We start from the raw sequence: 16,003 nt of genomic DNA, 5'->3' as shown, positions 1-16,003 counted from the left end.
CATGTGTGAGAATGATAGGAATTCCTATTAACGAGCCTTGTCACAGTCCCGTGCAATGACCTCCCTTTCCGCGCCTTGGAACACCCATCCGGCCCTCCAGGCCGTCGTCGACGACCTGCTCGCCCACTACAGCGACCTGCGCCGCTACCTCTGCGGGCGTCTGCGCAATCCCGACGATGCCGCCGACATTGCCCAGTCCAGTTTCGCCCAGGCCTATGCCCATGCGCTCAACGCCCCGGTGGTCAATGCCCGTGCCTTGCTGTTCCAGGCCGCGCGCAATCTGTGCATCGATCAATATCGGCGGCGCAGCACTGAACTGGCCGCGCTGGAGGACTGGCTGGCGAGGGCGCCGCTGCTGACGCCCAGCGTGGAAGACATCATGATCGCCCGCGAGCAGTTGCAACAGCTGATAGCGCGGATCGAGCGCATGCCGCGCCTGCGCCGCGAGGTGTTCGTGCGCGTGCGCCTGCATGGCCACAGCCACCGGGAGGTGTGCGAGGCGCTTGGGCTGTCGGCGAAATCGGTGGAGCTGCATATCGCAAGGGCGGTGTTCGACCTTTCCGAACTGCGTATGAGCGTGCGTGATGCTTGAGCCGGCCTCTGCGCGCAAGGTCCAGCAGGCCCTGGTCTACCTGGCCGCCTTGCAGGGCGACGACCCCGAGCGGGTGCGCCAGTTGGGCGACCAGGCGCAACGTTGGCGCGGCAGGAGTGACGAACACGAACGCGCCTGGCGGGAGGCCGAGCAGCGCTGGCAGATGGTCCATCGCTTGACCCCGCAGCTGCGTGCGGCGGTCCAGCCGCAAACATGCGATGCCGGTCGTCGACGGCTGTTGCGCCAGGGGGGCGCCTTGGCATTGGTGCTCGGCGCCGGTGGCTGGTTGGGCTGGATGTTCAAGCGCACCGCACCCTTCCAATACGACCTGCTGACCGCACACGCCGAAGCACCACGTTCACTGACCTTGCCCGATGGCAGCCAGTTGCTGGTGGCCGCCGAAAGCAACCTGCGGGTGCGTTTCGACCATGGTGAGCGCCAGGTCATGCTGCTGCATGGCAATGCCTTCTTCGATGTCGCCCATGAGTTGTGGCGACCGTTCCTGGTCAGTACCCGGCTCGGGCTGGTGCAGGTGCTGGGTACGGCCTTCACCGTCAGTGACCGGGGCGACCGGGTGCAAGTGGCCGTCGCCAGGGGGCGGGTACAGGTGCGTGGCCTGAAGGGTGGCGAGCAGACCCTTCAGGCCGGCGAGCGCATCTGCCTGGATGGCCAGGGCCAATTGGGCACATTGCGCGCCGGTGGCGCGTTCGGTCCCGACCTGGCGCATTGGCAGCGTGGCTGGTGGTCGTTCACCGACCAGCCCTTGAGCGAAGTGATCGGCGAGCTCAATGCCTATGTGACGCGCCCGGTGGCCCTCGACCCCGGCGCCAGCGTCTTGCGCCTGACCGGCAGTTTCCCCAGCGACCAGCCCGAGGTGTTGCTCGAAGCACTGCCACGTGTGCTGCCGGTACGGTTGGTGGAGCAGGGCGGGCAACGCCTGATCGTGCAGCGTTGATCCCCGTTTTCATGTGCCGAATTTTCTTTGAGGGGTAATGCGCGGCTGTCGCGTCATCAGCTGTGAACCCACCTTCTGCAAGGACCGATCATGTCGCTTCCCTCCACCCGCTTCCCCGGCACCCTGCGGCGCCTGGCCCTGGCGTGCGCCGGCCTGCTGGCGGCCCATGCGGCCCAGGCCGACAGCCTGCCGCTGACGCTGGACCTGCCGAGCCAGTCGCTGGAAGCCACGGTGCATGCACTGGCCCATGAGTCTGGCGTGGCGATTGCCGCTGACAGCCGTTTGCTGACCGGGCGTGGCGCCCCGGCGCTGCAAGGGCGCTACACGGTGTTGCAGGCCCTGCGCCAGGTGCTGGCGGGCAGCGACCTGGTGGCGGTGGAAGAGAACGGCGTGATCATCCTGGGCAGCGGTGGCGAGGATGGCGCGCTGACGCTGGGCGCCACCACGGTCAATGCCAGTGGGTTCAACAGCGACCTGCCGGAGAGCTACAGCGGTGGCCAGGTCGCCCGAGGCGCGCGCATCGGCTTGCTGGGCAACCGCGACATCATGGACACCCCGTTCAGCGTCAGCGCCTACACCGCCAAGACCATCGAGAACCAGCAGAGCGGCACGGTCGGCGCGGTACTGCGCAACGACCCGTCGATCCGCTTCAGCACCGGTGAAGGGCATACCTACGAGAACTTCATGATTCGTGGCTATGCGCTGGACTCCACGGAACTGGCGATGAATGGCCTGTACGGCCTGGCGCCGGATGGCCATGTGCCAACCGAATTTCTCGAACGGGTCGAAGTGCTCAAAGGGCCAGGCGCGTTGCTCAGCGGCATGGCGCCCAATGGCGGTGTGGGCGGGGTGGTCAATCTGGTGCCCAAGCGTGCCGGTGACGCAGCGCTGACCCGCCTGACCACCAGCTATGTCTCCGATGGCTACCTGGCCGAACACATCGATGTCAGCCGCCGTTTCGCCGACAACCGTTTCGGTGTCCGCTTCAACGGTGTGTACGGCAGCGGCGACACCGGCGTCGATGAGCAGTCCAAGGACCGCACCTTGGCAGCGCTTGCCCTGGACTACCGGGGGGATGACTTCAAGCTGGCGCTGGACGCCTACGAAAGCCACGAGAAAATGGACAACGGCAGCCCGATGATGGCCGGCTTCAGCAAGCTGGGTTCCGTGACCAAGGCGCCCAAGCCCGACACCAACATCCTCGAAGGCATCAATGCCAAGCAGGTCAGCAAGGCGGTGACGCTGCATGGCGAGTACCAGTTCGACGACAGCTGGACGGCCTACGCCAGCGTGGGTGGCGCACGCACCCGCTACGACGGTTTCCTCAACGGCACCCGGGTGATCGTCACCAAGCCGGATGGCACCGCCACGGGCGAGACTTACAACCAGGCGGGCTACACCCACAGCCTGTCCACCGAGGCCGGCCTGCGCGGCAATTTCATGACCGGGCCGGTCAGCCACCAACTGGTACTCAGCACCACGCTGCTGCACCAGGACATCGGCCGCGCGCCGACCGTCACCGGCAAGGGCTATACCACCAACATCTACCACCCCGGCAAGGCGATCATCGCCGGTGATCACGGCAGCAGCGTCAAGACCGGCGACAACACGCTCTCCAGCTTCGCCGTGGCCGACACCCTGGGCTTCGTCGATGATCGCGTGCTGCTCACCCTGGGTGCCCGCGCCCAGCGCGTGCGACAGAAAATGAGCACCCCATCCTACGACGAGCGCAAGGTGACCCCCGCCGTGGGTATCGTGCTCAAGCCCTGGGATGCGCCGGTGTCGCTGTACGCCAACTATATCGAGGGCCTGACCCAGGGTGGCATGGTCACCGACGTGAAGGCCGCCAACTACAACGAACAGTTCGCCCCGTATGTCGCCAAGCAGATGGAGGCGGGCGTGAAGTGGGACCTGGGCGACTTCACCCACACCCTGGCGCTGTTCCAGATCGAAAAGCCGAGCATGATCTACGACAAGACCAGCAACCGTTACAATGACGACGGCGAGCAGCGCAACCGCGGCGTGGAGTGGACGATGTTCGGCGAAGTCACGCCCGAAGTGCGCCTGCTGGGCGGCGTGACCTATACCCGTGCCGTGCTGACCAAGACGGCCAACGGCGCCATGGACGGCAACACCGCCCGCGGCGTGCCGGCCTGGTCGGCCAACCTGGGCGCCGAGTGGGACCTGCCCTGGGTCGATGGCCTGACCCTGACTGCCCTGGGCATCCACAGCAGCTCGCAGTACCTCGACAGCGCCAACCAACTCAAGATCCCACAGTGGACCCGCTACGACCTCGGTGCGCGCTATGCCACCAAGGTGCTGAGCAAGGACGTGACCCTGCGCGCCAGCCTGGAGAACGTCGAGAACCGCGCCTACTGGGCCGGCGTGTTCAACGACGGTTACGCCACCGTCAGCGAGCCGCGCACCCTCAAGCTCTCCGCCAGCGTCGACTTCTGAGGTGGGCATGCTGCGATTGACCCGTGGCCTGGTGCTGCTGGCCGCCTGGTCCGGGGCGGCCATGGCCGCCGATGAACCGCGCCTGGAACCCGGCAAGGCCGTGAACGGGCAGGCCGGTGCGACGAGCTCGCCGGCCTGGCAGTTGTCGCTGAAGGCCGGCGACCTGGTGAGAGGGCGCCTCGACGGCGATGTCAGCCTGCGCCTGCTCGATACCCAGGGGAAACCCTTGCGTCTGTTGGTCGATGGCCTGGACCAGCCGCGTGAGTTCATCTTCGTGGCCGGGCAGGATGGCCATTACCGGGTGCGTGGCGAAGCGCTGGCGATCCGCCCCGACGAACGTTTCAGCCTGCGCCTGGATCAGGTGCTGCCGGTCGCCGAGCAACGGAAAAGCCCTGTAATACTGGCCAGCCCGATCTTGCGCACGCTGTCGGAAGAATTGGCAAAAGGCGAGACCACCGATGCGTTCTGGAAGGCCCGAAGCGTTGAAGGCACGCCACTTGTCGAAGCGATCCCCGACCACCCCGGCCAGCGCCTGGTCACCTTCCTGTGGCGCGGCGCGCGCGACAACGTGCGGATGTTCGGCGCACCCACGGGCAACCATGAGTCGCTTCTACGCCTGGGCCAGAGTGATGTCTGGTACCGCAGCTTCGAGGTGCCGGCCAGCGCCCGCCTGAGCTACCAGATGGCTGCCGATGTGCCAGCTTCGGATGATCGCCGGGTGATTCTCGCCACCACCCGACGCGACCCGCTCAACCCGAACACTTTTGCTGATGGCAGCGGTGATCCGTGGTTGTCGCGCTCCAGCCTGGAACTGCCGGACGCCGCGCCACAACCCTGGGTCGCGGTTCGCGAGGGCGTGACGCGAGGCAGCCTGGAGCGCAAGCGCCTGGCCAGCCGATTGCTGGGCAACGAACGGGATATCTACCTGTACCGACCGGCCGGCTGGCGTCCTGGCAAGGCCGACCAGGGCCTGTTGGTGCTGTTCGACGCCCACGCCTACACCCGCCAGGTACCGACGCCGACGATCCTCGACAACTTGATCGCCGACGGCCTGATCCCGCCGACGGCCGCGATCATCGTCGCCAACCCCAGCGACCTCAGTCGCCAGCAGGAACTGCCACCGAACCCGTTGTTCGCCCGTTTCATGGCCGAGGAACTGATGCCTTGGGCGCGCCAGCAGGGCCTGTCGGCATCGTCCTCGCGCACCGTGGTCGCCGGCTCCAGCTACGGTGGCCTGGCTTCGGCGTACATGGGCTTGAAGCATCCGCAGTGGTTCGGCAATGTGCTGAGCATGTCAGGTTCGTACTGGTGGGCGCAGGAGGGCGAGGAGCCGGGTTGGTTGACCCGCGAGTACGTCAAGGCACCGCGCAAGGCGCTGCGCTTCTACCTCCAGGCCGGGTTGTTCGAAGGCCCGAGGATCCTCGACACCAATCGCCACCTGCGCGATGTGCTGCTGGCCAAGGGGTATGCGGTGGAGCAGGCGGAGTATCCGGCGGGGCACGACTACCTGCAGTGGCGCGGCAGCCTGCCCTGCGGCTTGATCAGCTTGATCGGCCGCGGTACCCGGGCGCAGCCCCGGGCCTGCGTGCCGAAGTAGCTGGATCAGGGAGACCCTGATGGTGCCCGGTCTTCACTAATGGCAAAGTGCCGGTCTCCAGCGGCCCACGCTGGAGACCCGTCACAAGGAGCTAGTGTGAAATCCAGGATCTTGGCTGTGCTAGCCTGCAGCCTGTTGTTTGCCCCGGGCGCCGATGCCCAGGATATTGCCACGCTGTACCAGAGCTATGAGCAGAAGGGCTACTCCACGCTGAGCATGGAGGAGCTGAACCAGCCGGTGCAGATCACCGCGGTGGCACTGGGTGTGTCGACCAATCTCAAGGGCGCGCCGATACTCGCCGCCGGCGATGACGATGGCTACGAACTGGCCCGCCTGCGCGGGGCCGACAGTGCCCAGGACGAGCAGATGAAAGCGCTGCACCCGGGCCAGAAGTTCGACGCCGAATGCGTACTGCAATTCACCTCCGGCAGTGATTACCTGTCGTTCAACCAATGCACGTTCAACTGAGCAAGGAAGTTCTCATGAAAGGATCGCTTCGTTACCTCACCCTGGCCGGCTGCCTGGCCGCGTTTTCCGCCTCGGCTGCCGATTCGGCCCAGGTCGCCCTGTTCACGGCGCTGGCCAAGTGCGAGGCCAGCGCGCAGCAGGTGGAGGCCTTCAACCAGTTGGTCGATGCCGAGCAACTGACCTTCACCAAGGATGAGGCGCACAGCCCCTGGGGCGGCGCCGCCTGGCAGGTTACGCCGGCCTTGAGCATCAATGGTGTGTCGTCCGCCACCCTGGTGATGACCGACCGCTTCAGCTTCTACCTGCAGAGCAGCAGCACCGCGCCCCTGGCCGATGCCGCCAAGCTGGCCAGTGCGCTCAAGCTGAAGAAGACGCTCGATACCGACGGTTATGTCGACTACCAGCGAGTGCTGGAGAGCAAGGGCACGTTGCGCGTGGTTTCGACGGAAGACAAGGATCGCGACCTGTACGTCGGTTGCAGCTACCCGCAGGCCTGAGGCGGGAAGTAAATTGCAGGCCCGGAACGCCCGGGCCTTCAGTGAGCAAGAGCCTTGAGCACATGCTCGGGGTCATTGTGCAGTGCCCGAAGCAATGCCTTGGCGGGGCCGGTGGGCTCACGACGCCCCTGTTCCCAGTTGCGTAACGTGGCGACCTGCACGTCGATCATCTCGGCGAAGCGTACTTGGGACAGGCCGGTGCGCTTGCGAATGTTGCGGACCTGAAGCGCATCGATTTCGAACTGGCGGGAAGGCTGGCGTTGCCCCTGGATGATTTCATCCATCTGTTCAACGCTTTGCATCAGCTCTTCGAAAAATCGGCTCATGGGTGTCTCCAGTGTTCGATGACGGCTTTCAGTGCCTTGCGCTGTTCGGTGGACAAGTCCTGTTGCTCGTTCTTGGGGTAGATGTAGAGCATGGCGATTTGCGCTGCAGCGTTGAAGTGGTAGTAGATGACCCGGGCGCCACCTCGTTTTCCATGCCCGTTCGCTGCGATACGGAGCTTTCGCAAGCCACCGGTGCCCTCGATGAGGTCACCTGCATCCGGGGCAATCAAGAGACGAACCTGCAGCAGCCGGTAAGTCTCATCGTCGAGCAGTTCCTTTACGCGTTTGGTGAAGATGACCGTTTCGCTGAAGAGCATAGCAGGTGGTGCGCCATTGGCGTAGTCGATGTTGTAACAACGCTACTGGAGAAAAGGTGGACCGTGGCAAGAGCACGGGATAGCAAGGCTATCGAAGGCACTGCTGCGACGACATCATTCACCTCTGGCAATGCCGTAGTCCCTTTCCCTCAATCTTTGGACGGCACCTGCCGATTCCTGTTTCGCCACACCCGATACGCCCTGATCCCCGCCCGCACCGAACCGAACAGCAGCTTGTCCTCCATCTCCCGTGCCATGCCCGAGCGCACCAGCATGCGCAGGAAGGCGCCGCGTGCGCGGGCAATGGCGAAGTGAATACCCTGGGCGGCGAGGGTGTCGCGCACTTCGCGCAGGGCGGCGATGCCGCTGACATCGATGCTGGTCACCGCCTCGGCGTCGAACAGCACCACTTGCACACTTTGTTCGCCTTGCACGGCCTCGAGCAGGCGCATCTTGAAGTAGTCGGCGTTGAAGAACAGGATTGCGTCGTCGAAGCGATACACCACCAAACCCGGCAGGGTGCGGGCGTCCTTGTGCTGGCGCACGTCGACCTGGCCGTCGACGCCGGGCAACCAGCCGAGCACGGCGTCGGTGGGCTGGTAGATGCTGTAGAGCAGGCGCAGGATGGCCAGGGTCACGGCGAACACGATGCCCGGCAGCACCCCCAGACCGAGCACGCCGACCGTGGTCAGCAGGCACAACCAGAACTCGAAGCGGCTGAGCCGGCGGATGCTCTTGAGCGACCTCACGTCGATCAGCCCCCAGCCGGCCATCAACAGCACGGCGCCCAGCGCGGGCTGGGGGATCCAGGCCATGGGCGCGGTGAAGAACAGCAGGATCAGGGCGATCACCAGCGCGGCGATGATCCCCACCAGCTGGCTCTTGCCGCCAACCATGTCATTGACTGCAGTGCGCGAGTCGGCGCCACTGATGGCGAAGCCCTGGGACACACCTGCGGCCAGGTTGCTCACCCCCAGGGCGACGAACTCATGGTTGGCGTTGATGGCATAGCCGTGCCGGGCGGCGAAGCTGCGGGCGGTGAGCATGGCGCTGCAGAAACTGATGGTGGCGATACCCAGGGCATCGCGCAGCAGGCTCTTGGTTTCCGCCAGGTTGCTCTGTGGCCAGGCGAGCTCCGGGATGCCCGCCGGTACCGGGCCGAGGATCGCCACGCCCAGGCGGTCCAGGCCGAACAGGCCGGCCAGCGCGGTGAACACCACCACAGTCACCAGCGCGGCCGGCAGGCGTGGGAAGCGGCGTGGTAGCCCGATCAGCAGGCCCAGCCCGGCGAGGCCGATGGCCAGGCTCGGCCAGTGGATCTCGCCCAGGCGCTGGAGCAGGTTGAGCAAGCTGAGGATGAACCCGTCGCCTTCGATCTTGAACCCCACCACTTTCGACAGCTGCCCGGCAATCAGGCTCAGGCCGATGCCGTTGAGGTAGCCGATCAGGATCGGCCGCGAGAAGAAACTGGCGATGAACCCGGCCCGCGCTACCCCGGCGGCGATCAGCATCGCCCCCACCAGCACGGTGACGATCACCGACAACTCGGCGATGCGATGCGGGTCACCCATGGCCAGGGGCGCCACCGCGCCGCCGATCATGGCGCAGGTGGCCGCGTCGGGGCCGACCATCAGCTGGCGCGAGCTGCCGATCAGGGCATAGACGATCATCGGCAGCACGCAGGCGTACAAGCCGTACTGCGGCGGCAGGCCGACGATCTGCGCATAGGCGATGGCGATGGGGATCTGGATCGCGGCCACGGAAAGGCCGGCCTGCAGGTCGGCATGGAGCCACTCGCGGCGGTAGTGCAACAGGTTGGCCAGGCCCGGTAGCCAGCGGGAGAGAAACATGCGCGGTCCCTTCGATATGTTTCAACAAGCTTAGGCGGTTATGCACCTGAAGCCGTTGCGCATTCAAGCCAATCGACACGGGTTTGGCCATGGGCCAGATCAAGGAAAGCCGCAGAAACGAAAAAAGGAGCCGAGGCTCCTTTTGACAGCGATGACGTTACCGGAACGCCATGCGGGGAATGCGATGTGGAGCGGGTAGAGGGAATCGAACCCTCAACTAAAGCTTGGGAAGCTTTCGTTTTGCCACTAAACTATACCCGCGTTTGCGCCTGAGTTTTTACCATAACTCCCTCCGTATTAGAAGCCCATGGTTATAAAAAAGCCTGTCGGCGACCTGTAGCCCGCGGGTAGTAGGGCCCACAGGACGCCGATGCGCTCAGATGGCCAGTGCATGCTGTGCGTGCACCGGTGTGTGGCGATGACGGGCCTCGCGCACGGTCGGCTTGAGGAAACCGAGCATGGCCGAGCGGGTATCCTCGCAGGCGCCCTTGTGCTCCATGTCGAGGAAGTGGCCGGCCTCGCGGATCACGCTGAAGTGGCTCTGCCCCACATGCCGGGCGAACTGGCGGGCATCCTCGACCGTGGTGTACTCGTCGCGGTCACCGTTGATGAACAGCACCGGGATGTCGATGTTGCGCGCCGCCTTCAGCGCCCGCTCCAGGTCGTGGTCGAGCACCTGGTTGATGTGGAAGTGCATCTGCGCGTACTCGTGGCTGTCCAGGCTGCTGACATGCCGATAGTTGAAACGCTTGAACAGCGACGGCAGGTACTTGCCGATGGTGTCGTTGACCAGGTTGCCCACCTGGTAGCGGTCGCAGGCGGCCAGGTACTGGCAACCGCGATCCAGGTAGTCACGCATCGGTGCGTTGATCACCGGCGAGAACGAACTGACGATGGCCTTCCTCACCCGCCGCGGCTGGTGCGCCAGCGCCAGCAGCGTGCAGGCGCCGCCCCAGGAGAACGACAGCACATGGTCGGCCTGGAAGTGCTCGATCAGTTCGAGGAGGATGTGCGCCTCGGTCTCCTTGGTGATCAGGCGCTCCTGGCGGTTGTGGGGCTTTGATTTGCCCGCGTAGGGCTGGTCGTAGAGCACCACGTTGAACTGCGGGTGCAGGTTGCGCACCGTCTGGGCGAAGGATGCCGTGGTGGCCAGCGAGCCATTGATCAGGATGATCGTCTTCTCGGCGCCTTGCGCGCGATGGAACTCCGTGTAAACCCGGTACTGCCCTTGGATATCAAGTACAGCGATTTCTGGCCTCATGTCATCGACTCCTGGCGCAAAAAGGGTATTCGCGTCACCTAGGGTGCACGTTCTTTATGACAGGTAGGCATTTGCCTGGAAGAGAAACCGGTAGGCCCTTGTGTCGATCCTTGACGCGTGTGTCGACGGTATTGTTGTAGCGGGCGATTTGCCGTGCCCCAGGGCATCGAGGCACTGGGTGGCCGGCAAAGGGCGTCCGACCTGCGGTGTGACTTGCTGGTCACTTGCAGACTGACGATTCGATTCAAGCAGCGGGGCGCGGATCGCGCAAGTGCCGTTCGGGGAAAAATGTGACTCGGGGGGGCTCGGCGGTCGTGTGGCGGTGCCGCCTGCTTCACGGGCAAGACTTGACCCATTTGCCTGATACGACCTCTGTAGGAGCGGTTTTAACCGCGATCACCCGCGAAGCGGGTGCCATCCGAGGTGTCTTCATCGCGGCTGAAGCCGCTCCTACAGACTGTACTGATCTCTTCGGGCGAGAGTTCCCTGTACTCACCCGGTGCCAGCCGCAGGTCCAGCGCGATAGCGCCCATACGCTCCCGATGCAACCCCACCACCTTGTTCTGGAAATACCCGAACATCCGCTTTACCTGGTGATATCGCCCTTCGACGATTGTCAGCCTGGCCTCGCGGGGCCCGAGGATGTCCAGTTGGGCGGGCAGGGTGGTGAGGTCTTCGAAGGCGAAGTAGAACCCTTCGTGGAACTTGTCGACATAATGCGCGCCGATCTCGTCCTCTGTCTGCACGAGGTACACCTTTGGCAGCTTGGTCTGCGGCTGGGTCAGGCGCCGCGACCACTGCCCGTCGTTGGTCAGGATCATCAGGCCGGTGGTGTTGTAGTCCAGGCGCCCGGCGATATGCAGGTCGTCACGCAATTCGGCCGGCAGCAGGTCGAGCACCGTGGGGTGCAGCGGGTCGCTGGTGGCGCTGACACAGCCGGCAGGTTTGTGCAGCATCAGGTAGCGGGCGGGGCACCCGGCCTGCACGACTTGGTCATCCACCTCGACACGACTGAACTCGCGCACTTCATGCAACGGATCGCTTGCCACCTCGCCGTCAACGCGCACGCGCTTGCTCGCCAGCAGCAGGCGCACTTGCTGGCGGTTGTAGCAGGGCAGGTTGCCGAGGAATCGGTCGAGGCGCATGGCAGGAAGGTCGTGGGAAATCGGCGCGCAGTCTAGCGGATCACAGGTGTTCGCGCTGCCTTGAGTTGTTCGTCCACTGCCGCGCAGCGCGGGCACAGGCAGGCTTTGTCGCGCAGCTCGGCCGGCAGCGCCTCGAGGATGGCCGGGTCGATGCTCACGTTGAAGCACCAGCATCCCTGTGTCGCGCTGCGCGGGTCGGCCAGGCCGCATTGGTTGGTGGCGCCGCAGGCGGGGCAGCGCTGGGGGTCAGTCATGGTCGGTTCCGGGCAGTTCGCTGCAGACGCGGTTGCGGCCGCTCTGCTTGGCACGATAAAGGGCATGGTCGGCGCGGGTCAGCAGGCTGTGCAGGGTGTCTTCGCGCAGCAGGCTGGACAAGCCGATGCTGGCGGTCAGGCGCAGCGGTTGTTCGTTGTAGCTGAAGATCAGTTGCTCGGTGCGCCGGCGGATCTTCTCCGCCACCTCGATAGCCTGGCGCCCGTGGGCTTCACGCAGCAGCACGACGAACTCCTCGCCGCCCCAGCGGCAGAGTATATCGGACTGGCGCAGGCTGCCCTGCAGCACAGTGGCGAACTGGCGCAGCACTTCGTCGCCGGCCAGGTGGCCGTGGGTGTCGTTGAGCGCCTTGAAGTGGTCAAGGTCAATCAAGAGGGCGACCAGCGGCGCGCTGTCGCGCTGGGCCTCGACCAGCGCCTGGCCAGCCAGCAGGTCGAAGCTGCGGCGGTTGGGCAGGCCGGTGAGGCTGTCGAGGGTGGCCAGCGCGGCGGCGTTGTCCTGGTGGCGCTTGATCATGGCGTTGAGCAACGACAGCACCACCAGGGTGATCATCGCGCAGATCGCCAGGTTCAGGTACAGCGACTGGCGAATGCGGTCCAGGGCGCCGCTCTCGCGCTTGTCCACCAGTAGGTACCAGCCCAGCTCCGGCAGCAGGCGCACATTGAGGAAGTGGCTGTGCCCATCGTTGTCGTGGTACTCGTGGCTGCCTTCGGCGGGTGCCGGCAGGTGCGCGAGCAGGTCTTGCCACTGGTTGCTGTCGCTCAGTTGCTGGCCGGCGCGCAGGCCATGGGGGCCACCGTCGGAGCCGGTCAGCAGCACCTTGCCCTGGCCATCGGCGAACAGCACCGCGCGCTGGTAACGGCGTTGATAGTCGTCGATCAGGCGCACCACCGACTCCACGCTCAGCCCCACGCCGACGGCGCCGATGAAGCGCTGCTGATAGTCGAGCACCCGGTGGTTGATGAACACCGTGAGCTTGTCCTGGTTGGCCATGTCCAGGTCGACGTTGATCTCGTAGGGTTTGCTGGTTTGGCGCAGGCGGAAGTACCAGGCGTCGCGCCAGCTGTCGGGCCTGACCTGCTTGAGCACGCCCTTGGCCTGGTAGTAGGTGAGGCTGCGGTCGGAGACGAAGAAGCTGGTGCAGGTGTCCTGGGTGCCCATCACCTCGCCGAGGAAGCGGGTGATGCGCCGGGTATCCTGCTCGCCGCCCAGTGCCCAGTCACGCAGGAAGGTGTCCTGGGCCATCATCGACGAGATCAGCACCGGGCGGATCAGGTCTTTCTGGATTTCCGAGTAGACGGTGTCGGAGGTCAGCGGCAGCTCGGTATTGACGATGCCATCGCGGATTGCCCCGCGCGAGGCGTAGTAGCTCAGCAGCGAGGTGGCCAGGAAGCCGCAGGCCAGCAACAGCAGCAGGGTGAGGATCAGCGAGCGTTGCGAGAACAGGGCGGACGGTGAAGGCATGATCTTCCCGAGAGGTGTGCCGGTGGCCACATTCTAGTGAGATGACCGAAAAATGACTGCATGTTTTTAAGGGGTATACGGCCTGTTTCAAATTGTTGCTGAAATGGCACTGAACCCCGGCGCCGCTGTCTGATGCAGTGTCGACCGACGCATTGTCGTCGACGCCCGCCAGCGCCGCTGTGCCGGGCCCTTTCGCGGTCCAGGAGGCCGCCATGTACCCACGCATCCTGCTCGTTGTCCTGTTGGGACTGCTGACATCCGCCTGCGCGCCTTACTACGAGCGCGACGGCTATTACCGCAGCGACTACTACACCACCGATCGCTACGTGTACCCGGGCTATTACCGTCAAGACCGCTACTACGTGGCACCGCAACCGCGTTACTACTACCAGCCCGCACCGCGTTACTACCGCCCGGCGCCGGTGCCGCAGTACCGCCCATATCCGCCGCCCGGCATGCAGCCGCGCTGGCAGGGCAACCCGCGGTACGACTATGGCAACCGCCAGCGCTATGACTATGGGCGGGATCGTGAGCGCAACGATTACCGCAATGACAACCGTGGGGGCCAGGGGGACCGTTGGCATTCCAATGGGCGCGGGGACCATGACCGGCGCCCGGATGGCGGGCGGGGAGGGGATCGCAGTTGGCAGCGGTGATCGTTGATTCTGGTACCGGGAGTTGGGTCCTCTGTAGGAGCGGCTTCAGCCGCGATGCAGGCAACGTGGTGTCCGGCACCCGCTGCACGGGGGATCGCTGTAGGAGCGGCTTTAGCCGCGATGCAGGCAACATGGTGTTCGGCACCCTCTGCGCGGGTGTTCGCGGCTGAAGCTCCTACCTTGTCATGGGGCCGGTACCGTTCACCCCAGGTCCGCCAACGGATGGCGCCCCTCCCACACCTTGGTGAAGTGCGCCTCGACCACCGCCGCCGGCACCTGCGCCACATCCGGCCAATGCCAGTGCGGCGTGTTGTCCTTGTCCAGCAACCGCGCCCGCACCCCCTCGCTGAACTCCGGATGACGGCAGCAGTTCAGGCTCAGGGTGTATTCCATCTGGAACACCTGGGCCAACGACAGGTAACGCGCGCGGCGAATCTGTTCCCACACCAGGTGCGCGGTCAGCGGGCAACCTTCGTGCAGGCGCTGGCCCGCCGCCGCCAGCAGCGGGTCGGCATGCCGGGCCAGGCCACTGAGCGCACGCCAGGCCGCCACCGGGTCGGCCACGTCGAGTACTTCATCGATCACCGCCCGCCGCGCCAACCACTGCCCCTCGGGCAATTCGGCGCAGGCGCGGTGCTGTTCGGCCTTGAGCAGGCTGTTCAGCTGCAATGCGGTCTGCTCCTGCCAGTTCAGTTGCAGCAGCTCTTCGATCAACGCGTCCTGCTGATGCTCGCCAAAGAAGCGGTCGGCCAGCCCCAGGTCCAGGGCATCGCGGGCATTGATCGGCGCGCCGGTCAAACCCAGGAACAACCCCAGCTTGCCCGGCAGCCTGGCAAGGAACCAGCTGGCGCCGACATCCGGATACAACCCAATGCTGATTTCCGGCATGGCCAGGCGGCTGCTGGGGGTGACGATGCGCACGCCTGCGCCCTGCAACAACCCCATGCCGCCGCCCAGCACATGGCCATGGCCCCAGCACAGCAGCGGCTTGGGGTAGGTGTGCAGGCGATGGTCCAGGCGGTATTCGTGGGCGAAGAAGGTGGCCGCCAGCGGCGGCACGCTGCCGGGATGCTCGCGGCAGGCCTGGGCCAGCGCGCGCACATCGCCACCGGCGCAGAAGGCCTTGGGCCCGTTACCGCGTAGTACGACGCAAACGATGCCCGGGTCCTGTGCCCATTCCTGCAAGTGCTCGTCGAGCACCTCGATCATCGGCAGGGTCAGGGCATTGAGCGCCTTGGGCGCATCGAGCGTGGCGATGCCGATGCGGGCGCCGTCGGCGCCGGTGAGTACCTCGCAGTGAATGGCCATGGGCAACCTCGCGCAAGTCATCCCCTCAGTATGGCCCGTCGCGCCGTGGCTGCCGGTCGCCGGTCGGATCGATTGACAAGCCGGCGCGGCTTTCCTAGTGTCGCGCCACTTTGCTATTGGATGCCCCCATGACCGACGACGATCGCATCAAGCTCGAGCCCAGCTGGAAAGCCGCGCTGCGCGCCGAGTTCGACCAGCCCTACATGCACCAGCTGCGCGAGTTCTTGCGCCAGGAGTACGCCGCCGGCAAGGAGATCTACCCGCCCGGGCCACTGATCTTCAACGCGCTGAACTCCACGCCGCTGGACCAGGTCAAGGTGGTGATCCTCGGCCAGGACCCCTACCACGGGCCGGGCCAGGCCCATGGCCTGTGCTTCTCGGTGCAGCCCGGCATCCCGACGCCGCCCTCGCTGGTGAATATCTACAAGGAGCTGCAGCGCGACCTCAACCTGCCCATCCCCAACCACGGCTACCTGCAGAGCTGGGCCGAGCAGGGCGTGCTGCTGCTCAACACCACCATGACCGTGCAGCGCGCCAACGCCGCGTCCCACGCGAAAAAGGGCTGGGAATTCTTCACCGACCGGATCATCCAGGTGGTCAGCGAGCAGTGCCCGAACGTGGTGTTCCTGTTGTGGGGCGCCCATGCCCAGAGCAAGCAGAAGCTGATCGACGGCACCCGCCACCTGGTGCTCAAGTCGGTGCATCCGTCACCGTTGTCGGCGTATCGCGGGTTCTTCGGCTGTGGGCATTTCAGCCGGGCCAATGGCTTCTTGCAGCAGCATGGGATGGCGCCGATCGATTGGTCGTTGCCACCGTTGTAGTACTGTCGCACCTAGT

Annotated in this window: 15 protein-coding genes, 1 tRNA gene and 1 pseudogene; 8 read left to right on the top strand and 9 right to left on the bottom strand. The window is 65.1% G+C overall.

Features of this window, described 5'->3' with window-relative positions; all coding sequences use genetic code 11:
- Positions 1–55 precede the first annotated feature (55 nt).
- From JYG34_RS20585 to JYG34_RS20560, 6 genes are all read left to right on the top strand, one after another.
- Positions 56–592 (top strand): RNA polymerase sigma factor, encoded by a 537-nt coding sequence (locus JYG34_RS20585; RefSeq protein WP_213658094.1) that lies wholly within the window; start codon positions 56–58, stop codon positions 590–592.
- On the top strand, positions 585–1,547 hold the full coding sequence (locus JYG34_RS20580; protein WP_213658093.1) for a FecR family protein: 963 nt from the start codon (positions 585–587) through the stop codon (positions 1,545–1,547). Before JYG34_RS20585 ends, JYG34_RS20580 begins: the two co-directional genes overlap by 8 nt.
- Before the next feature lie 90 nt (positions 1,548–1,637).
- A complete protein-coding gene (locus JYG34_RS20575; RefSeq protein ID WP_213658092.1) occupies positions 1,638–4,004 on the top strand; it encodes a TonB-dependent receptor in 2,367 nt (788 codons plus the stop codon).
- Positions 4,005–4,011: 7 nt separating this feature from the next.
- Positions 4,012–5,601 carry an alpha/beta hydrolase gene (locus JYG34_RS20570; protein ID WP_249746186.1) on the top strand — a complete coding sequence of 530 codons (1,590 nt, stop codon included), beginning with the start codon at positions 4,012–4,014 and terminating at the stop codon, positions 5,599–5,601.
- 96 nt (positions 5,602–5,697) lie between these two features.
- Positions 5,698–6,069, top strand: coding sequence for a hypothetical protein (locus JYG34_RS20565; RefSeq protein WP_249746185.1), 372 nt, complete (start codon positions 5,698–5,700; stop codon positions 6,067–6,069).
- A 14-nt stretch (positions 6,070–6,083) separates the two neighbouring features.
- Positions 6,084–6,566, top strand: a complete 483-nt coding sequence (locus tag JYG34_RS20560) for a hypothetical protein (RefSeq protein WP_213658090.1) — start codon at positions 6,084–6,086, stop codon at positions 6,564–6,566.
- Positions 6,567–6,604: 38 nt separating this feature from the next.
- Here JYG34_RS20560 and nadS read toward each other — a convergent pair whose 3' ends face one another.
- From nadS to JYG34_RS20520, 8 genes and pseudogenes are all read right to left on the bottom strand, one after another.
- The gene (gene nadS, locus JYG34_RS20555; RefSeq protein WP_213658089.1) at positions 6,605–6,892 is read right to left on the bottom strand and encodes a NadS family protein; all 288 of its coding nucleotides are present in this window, start codon (positions 6,890–6,892) and stop codon (positions 6,605–6,607) included.
- Entirely contained in the window at positions 6,889–7,209 is a 321-nt protein-coding gene (locus tag JYG34_RS20550; RefSeq protein ID WP_213658088.1) for a type II toxin-antitoxin system RelE/ParE family toxin, read from the bottom strand. Before JYG34_RS20550 ends, nadS begins: the two co-directional genes overlap by 4 nt.
- A 149-nt stretch (positions 7,210–7,358) precedes the next feature.
- Entirely contained in the window at positions 7,359–9,059 is a 1,701-nt protein-coding gene (locus JYG34_RS20545; RefSeq protein ID WP_213658087.1) for a SulP family inorganic anion transporter, read from the bottom strand.
- A 187-nt stretch (positions 9,060–9,246) separates the two neighbouring features.
- Positions 9,247–9,320 (bottom strand) — tRNA-Gly (locus JYG34_RS20540).
- Between the two features lie 115 nt (positions 9,321–9,435).
- On the bottom strand, positions 9,436–10,320 hold the full coding sequence (locus JYG34_RS20535) for an alpha/beta fold hydrolase (RefSeq protein ID WP_213658086.1): 885 nt from the start codon (positions 10,318–10,320) through the stop codon (positions 9,436–9,438).
- Between the two features lie 455 nt (positions 10,321–10,775).
- Positions 10,776–11,465: pseudogene (locus tag JYG34_RS20530) on the bottom strand (pseudouridine synthase); the annotation flags it as partial.
- A 32-nt stretch (positions 11,466–11,497) separates the two neighbouring features.
- Entirely contained in the window at positions 11,498–11,719 is a 222-nt protein-coding gene (locus JYG34_RS20525; RefSeq protein ID WP_213658084.1) for a cysteine-rich CWC family protein, read from the bottom strand.
- On the bottom strand, positions 11,712–13,202 hold the full coding sequence (locus JYG34_RS20520) for a sensor domain-containing diguanylate cyclase (RefSeq protein ID WP_213658083.1): 1,491 nt from the start codon (positions 13,200–13,202) through the stop codon (positions 11,712–11,714). Before JYG34_RS20520 ends, JYG34_RS20525 begins: the two co-directional genes overlap by 8 nt.
- A 212-nt stretch (positions 13,203–13,414) precedes the next feature.
- On the opposite strand from JYG34_RS20520, the gene JYG34_RS20515 reads away from it, so the two are divergent.
- On the top strand, positions 13,415–13,858 hold the full coding sequence (locus JYG34_RS20515) for a hypothetical protein (RefSeq protein WP_213658082.1): 444 nt from the start codon (positions 13,415–13,417) through the stop codon (positions 13,856–13,858).
- Between the two features lie 201 nt (positions 13,859–14,059).
- On the opposite strand, the gene JYG34_RS20510 is transcribed toward JYG34_RS20515, so the two are convergent.
- A complete protein-coding gene (locus JYG34_RS20510; RefSeq protein WP_213658081.1) occupies positions 14,060–15,166 on the bottom strand; it encodes an enoyl-CoA hydratase/isomerase family protein in 1,107 nt (368 codons plus the stop codon).
- 128 nt (positions 15,167–15,294) lie between these two features.
- Between JYG34_RS20510 and ung the strand changes: the two genes are divergently transcribed.
- Positions 15,295–15,987, top strand: coding sequence for a uracil-DNA glycosylase (gene ung / locus JYG34_RS20505; RefSeq protein ID WP_213658080.1), 693 nt, complete (start codon positions 15,295–15,297; stop codon positions 15,985–15,987).
- Positions 15,988–16,003: the final 16 nt, after the last annotated feature.

The sequence above is a fragment of the Pseudomonas entomophila genome (assembly GCF_018417595.1).
Taxonomy (GTDB): Bacteria; Pseudomonadota; Gammaproteobacteria; order Pseudomonadales; family Pseudomonadaceae; genus Aquipseudomonas; species Aquipseudomonas entomophila_C.
Note: the sequence above shows the minus strand (reverse complement) of the source record. Positions and strands in the feature narration are given on the sequence as shown.

What these genes read in the sequence shown, in the direction of transcription:
- JYG34_RS20585 (WP_213658094.1), top strand. Translation starts at nt 56, where the DNA reads ATGACCTCCCTTTCCGCGCCTTGGAACACCCATCCGGCCCTCCAGGCC.
- JYG34_RS20580 (WP_213658093.1), top strand. Translation starts at nt 585, where the DNA reads ATGCTTGAGCCGGCCTCTGCGCGCAAGGTCCAGCAGGCCCTGGTCTAC.
- JYG34_RS20575 (WP_213658092.1), top strand. Translation starts at nt 1,638, where the DNA reads ATGTCGCTTCCCTCCACCCGCTTCCCCGGCACCCTGCGGCGCCTGGCC.
- JYG34_RS20570 (WP_249746186.1), top strand. Translation starts at nt 4,012, where the DNA reads ATGCTGCGATTGACCCGTGGCCTGGTGCTGCTGGCCGCCTGGTCCGGG.
- JYG34_RS20560 (WP_213658090.1), top strand. Translation starts at nt 6,084, where the DNA reads ATGAAAGGATCGCTTCGTTACCTCACCCTGGCCGGCTGCCTGGCCGCG.
- nadS (WP_213658089.1), bottom strand. Translation starts at nt 6,892, where the DNA reads ATGAGCCGATTTTTCGAAGAGCTGATGCAAAGCGTTGAACAGATGGAT.
- JYG34_RS20550 (WP_213658088.1), bottom strand. Translation starts at nt 7,209, where the DNA reads ATGCTCTTCAGCGAAACGGTCATCTTCACCAAACGCGTAAAGGAACTG.
- JYG34_RS20545 (WP_213658087.1), bottom strand. Translation starts at nt 9,059, where the DNA reads ATGTTTCTCTCCCGCTGGCTACCGGGCCTGGCCAACCTGTTGCACTAC.
- JYG34_RS20535 (WP_213658086.1), bottom strand. Translation starts at nt 10,320, where the DNA reads ATGAGGCCAGAAATCGCTGTACTTGATATCCAAGGGCAGTACCGGGTT.
- JYG34_RS20525 (WP_213658084.1), bottom strand. Translation starts at nt 11,719, where the DNA reads ATGACTGACCCCCAGCGCTGCCCCGCCTGCGGCGCCACCAACCAATGC.
- JYG34_RS20520 (WP_213658083.1), bottom strand. Translation starts at nt 13,202, where the DNA reads ATGCCTTCACCGTCCGCCCTGTTCTCGCAACGCTCGCTGATCCTCACC.
- JYG34_RS20515 (WP_213658082.1), top strand. Translation starts at nt 13,415, where the DNA reads ATGTACCCACGCATCCTGCTCGTTGTCCTGTTGGGACTGCTGACATCC.
- JYG34_RS20510 (WP_213658081.1), bottom strand. Translation starts at nt 15,166, where the DNA reads ATGGCCATTCACTGCGAGGTACTCACCGGCGCCGACGGCGCCCGCATC.
- ung (WP_213658080.1), top strand. Translation starts at nt 15,295, where the DNA reads ATGACCGACGACGATCGCATCAAGCTCGAGCCCAGCTGGAAAGCCGCG.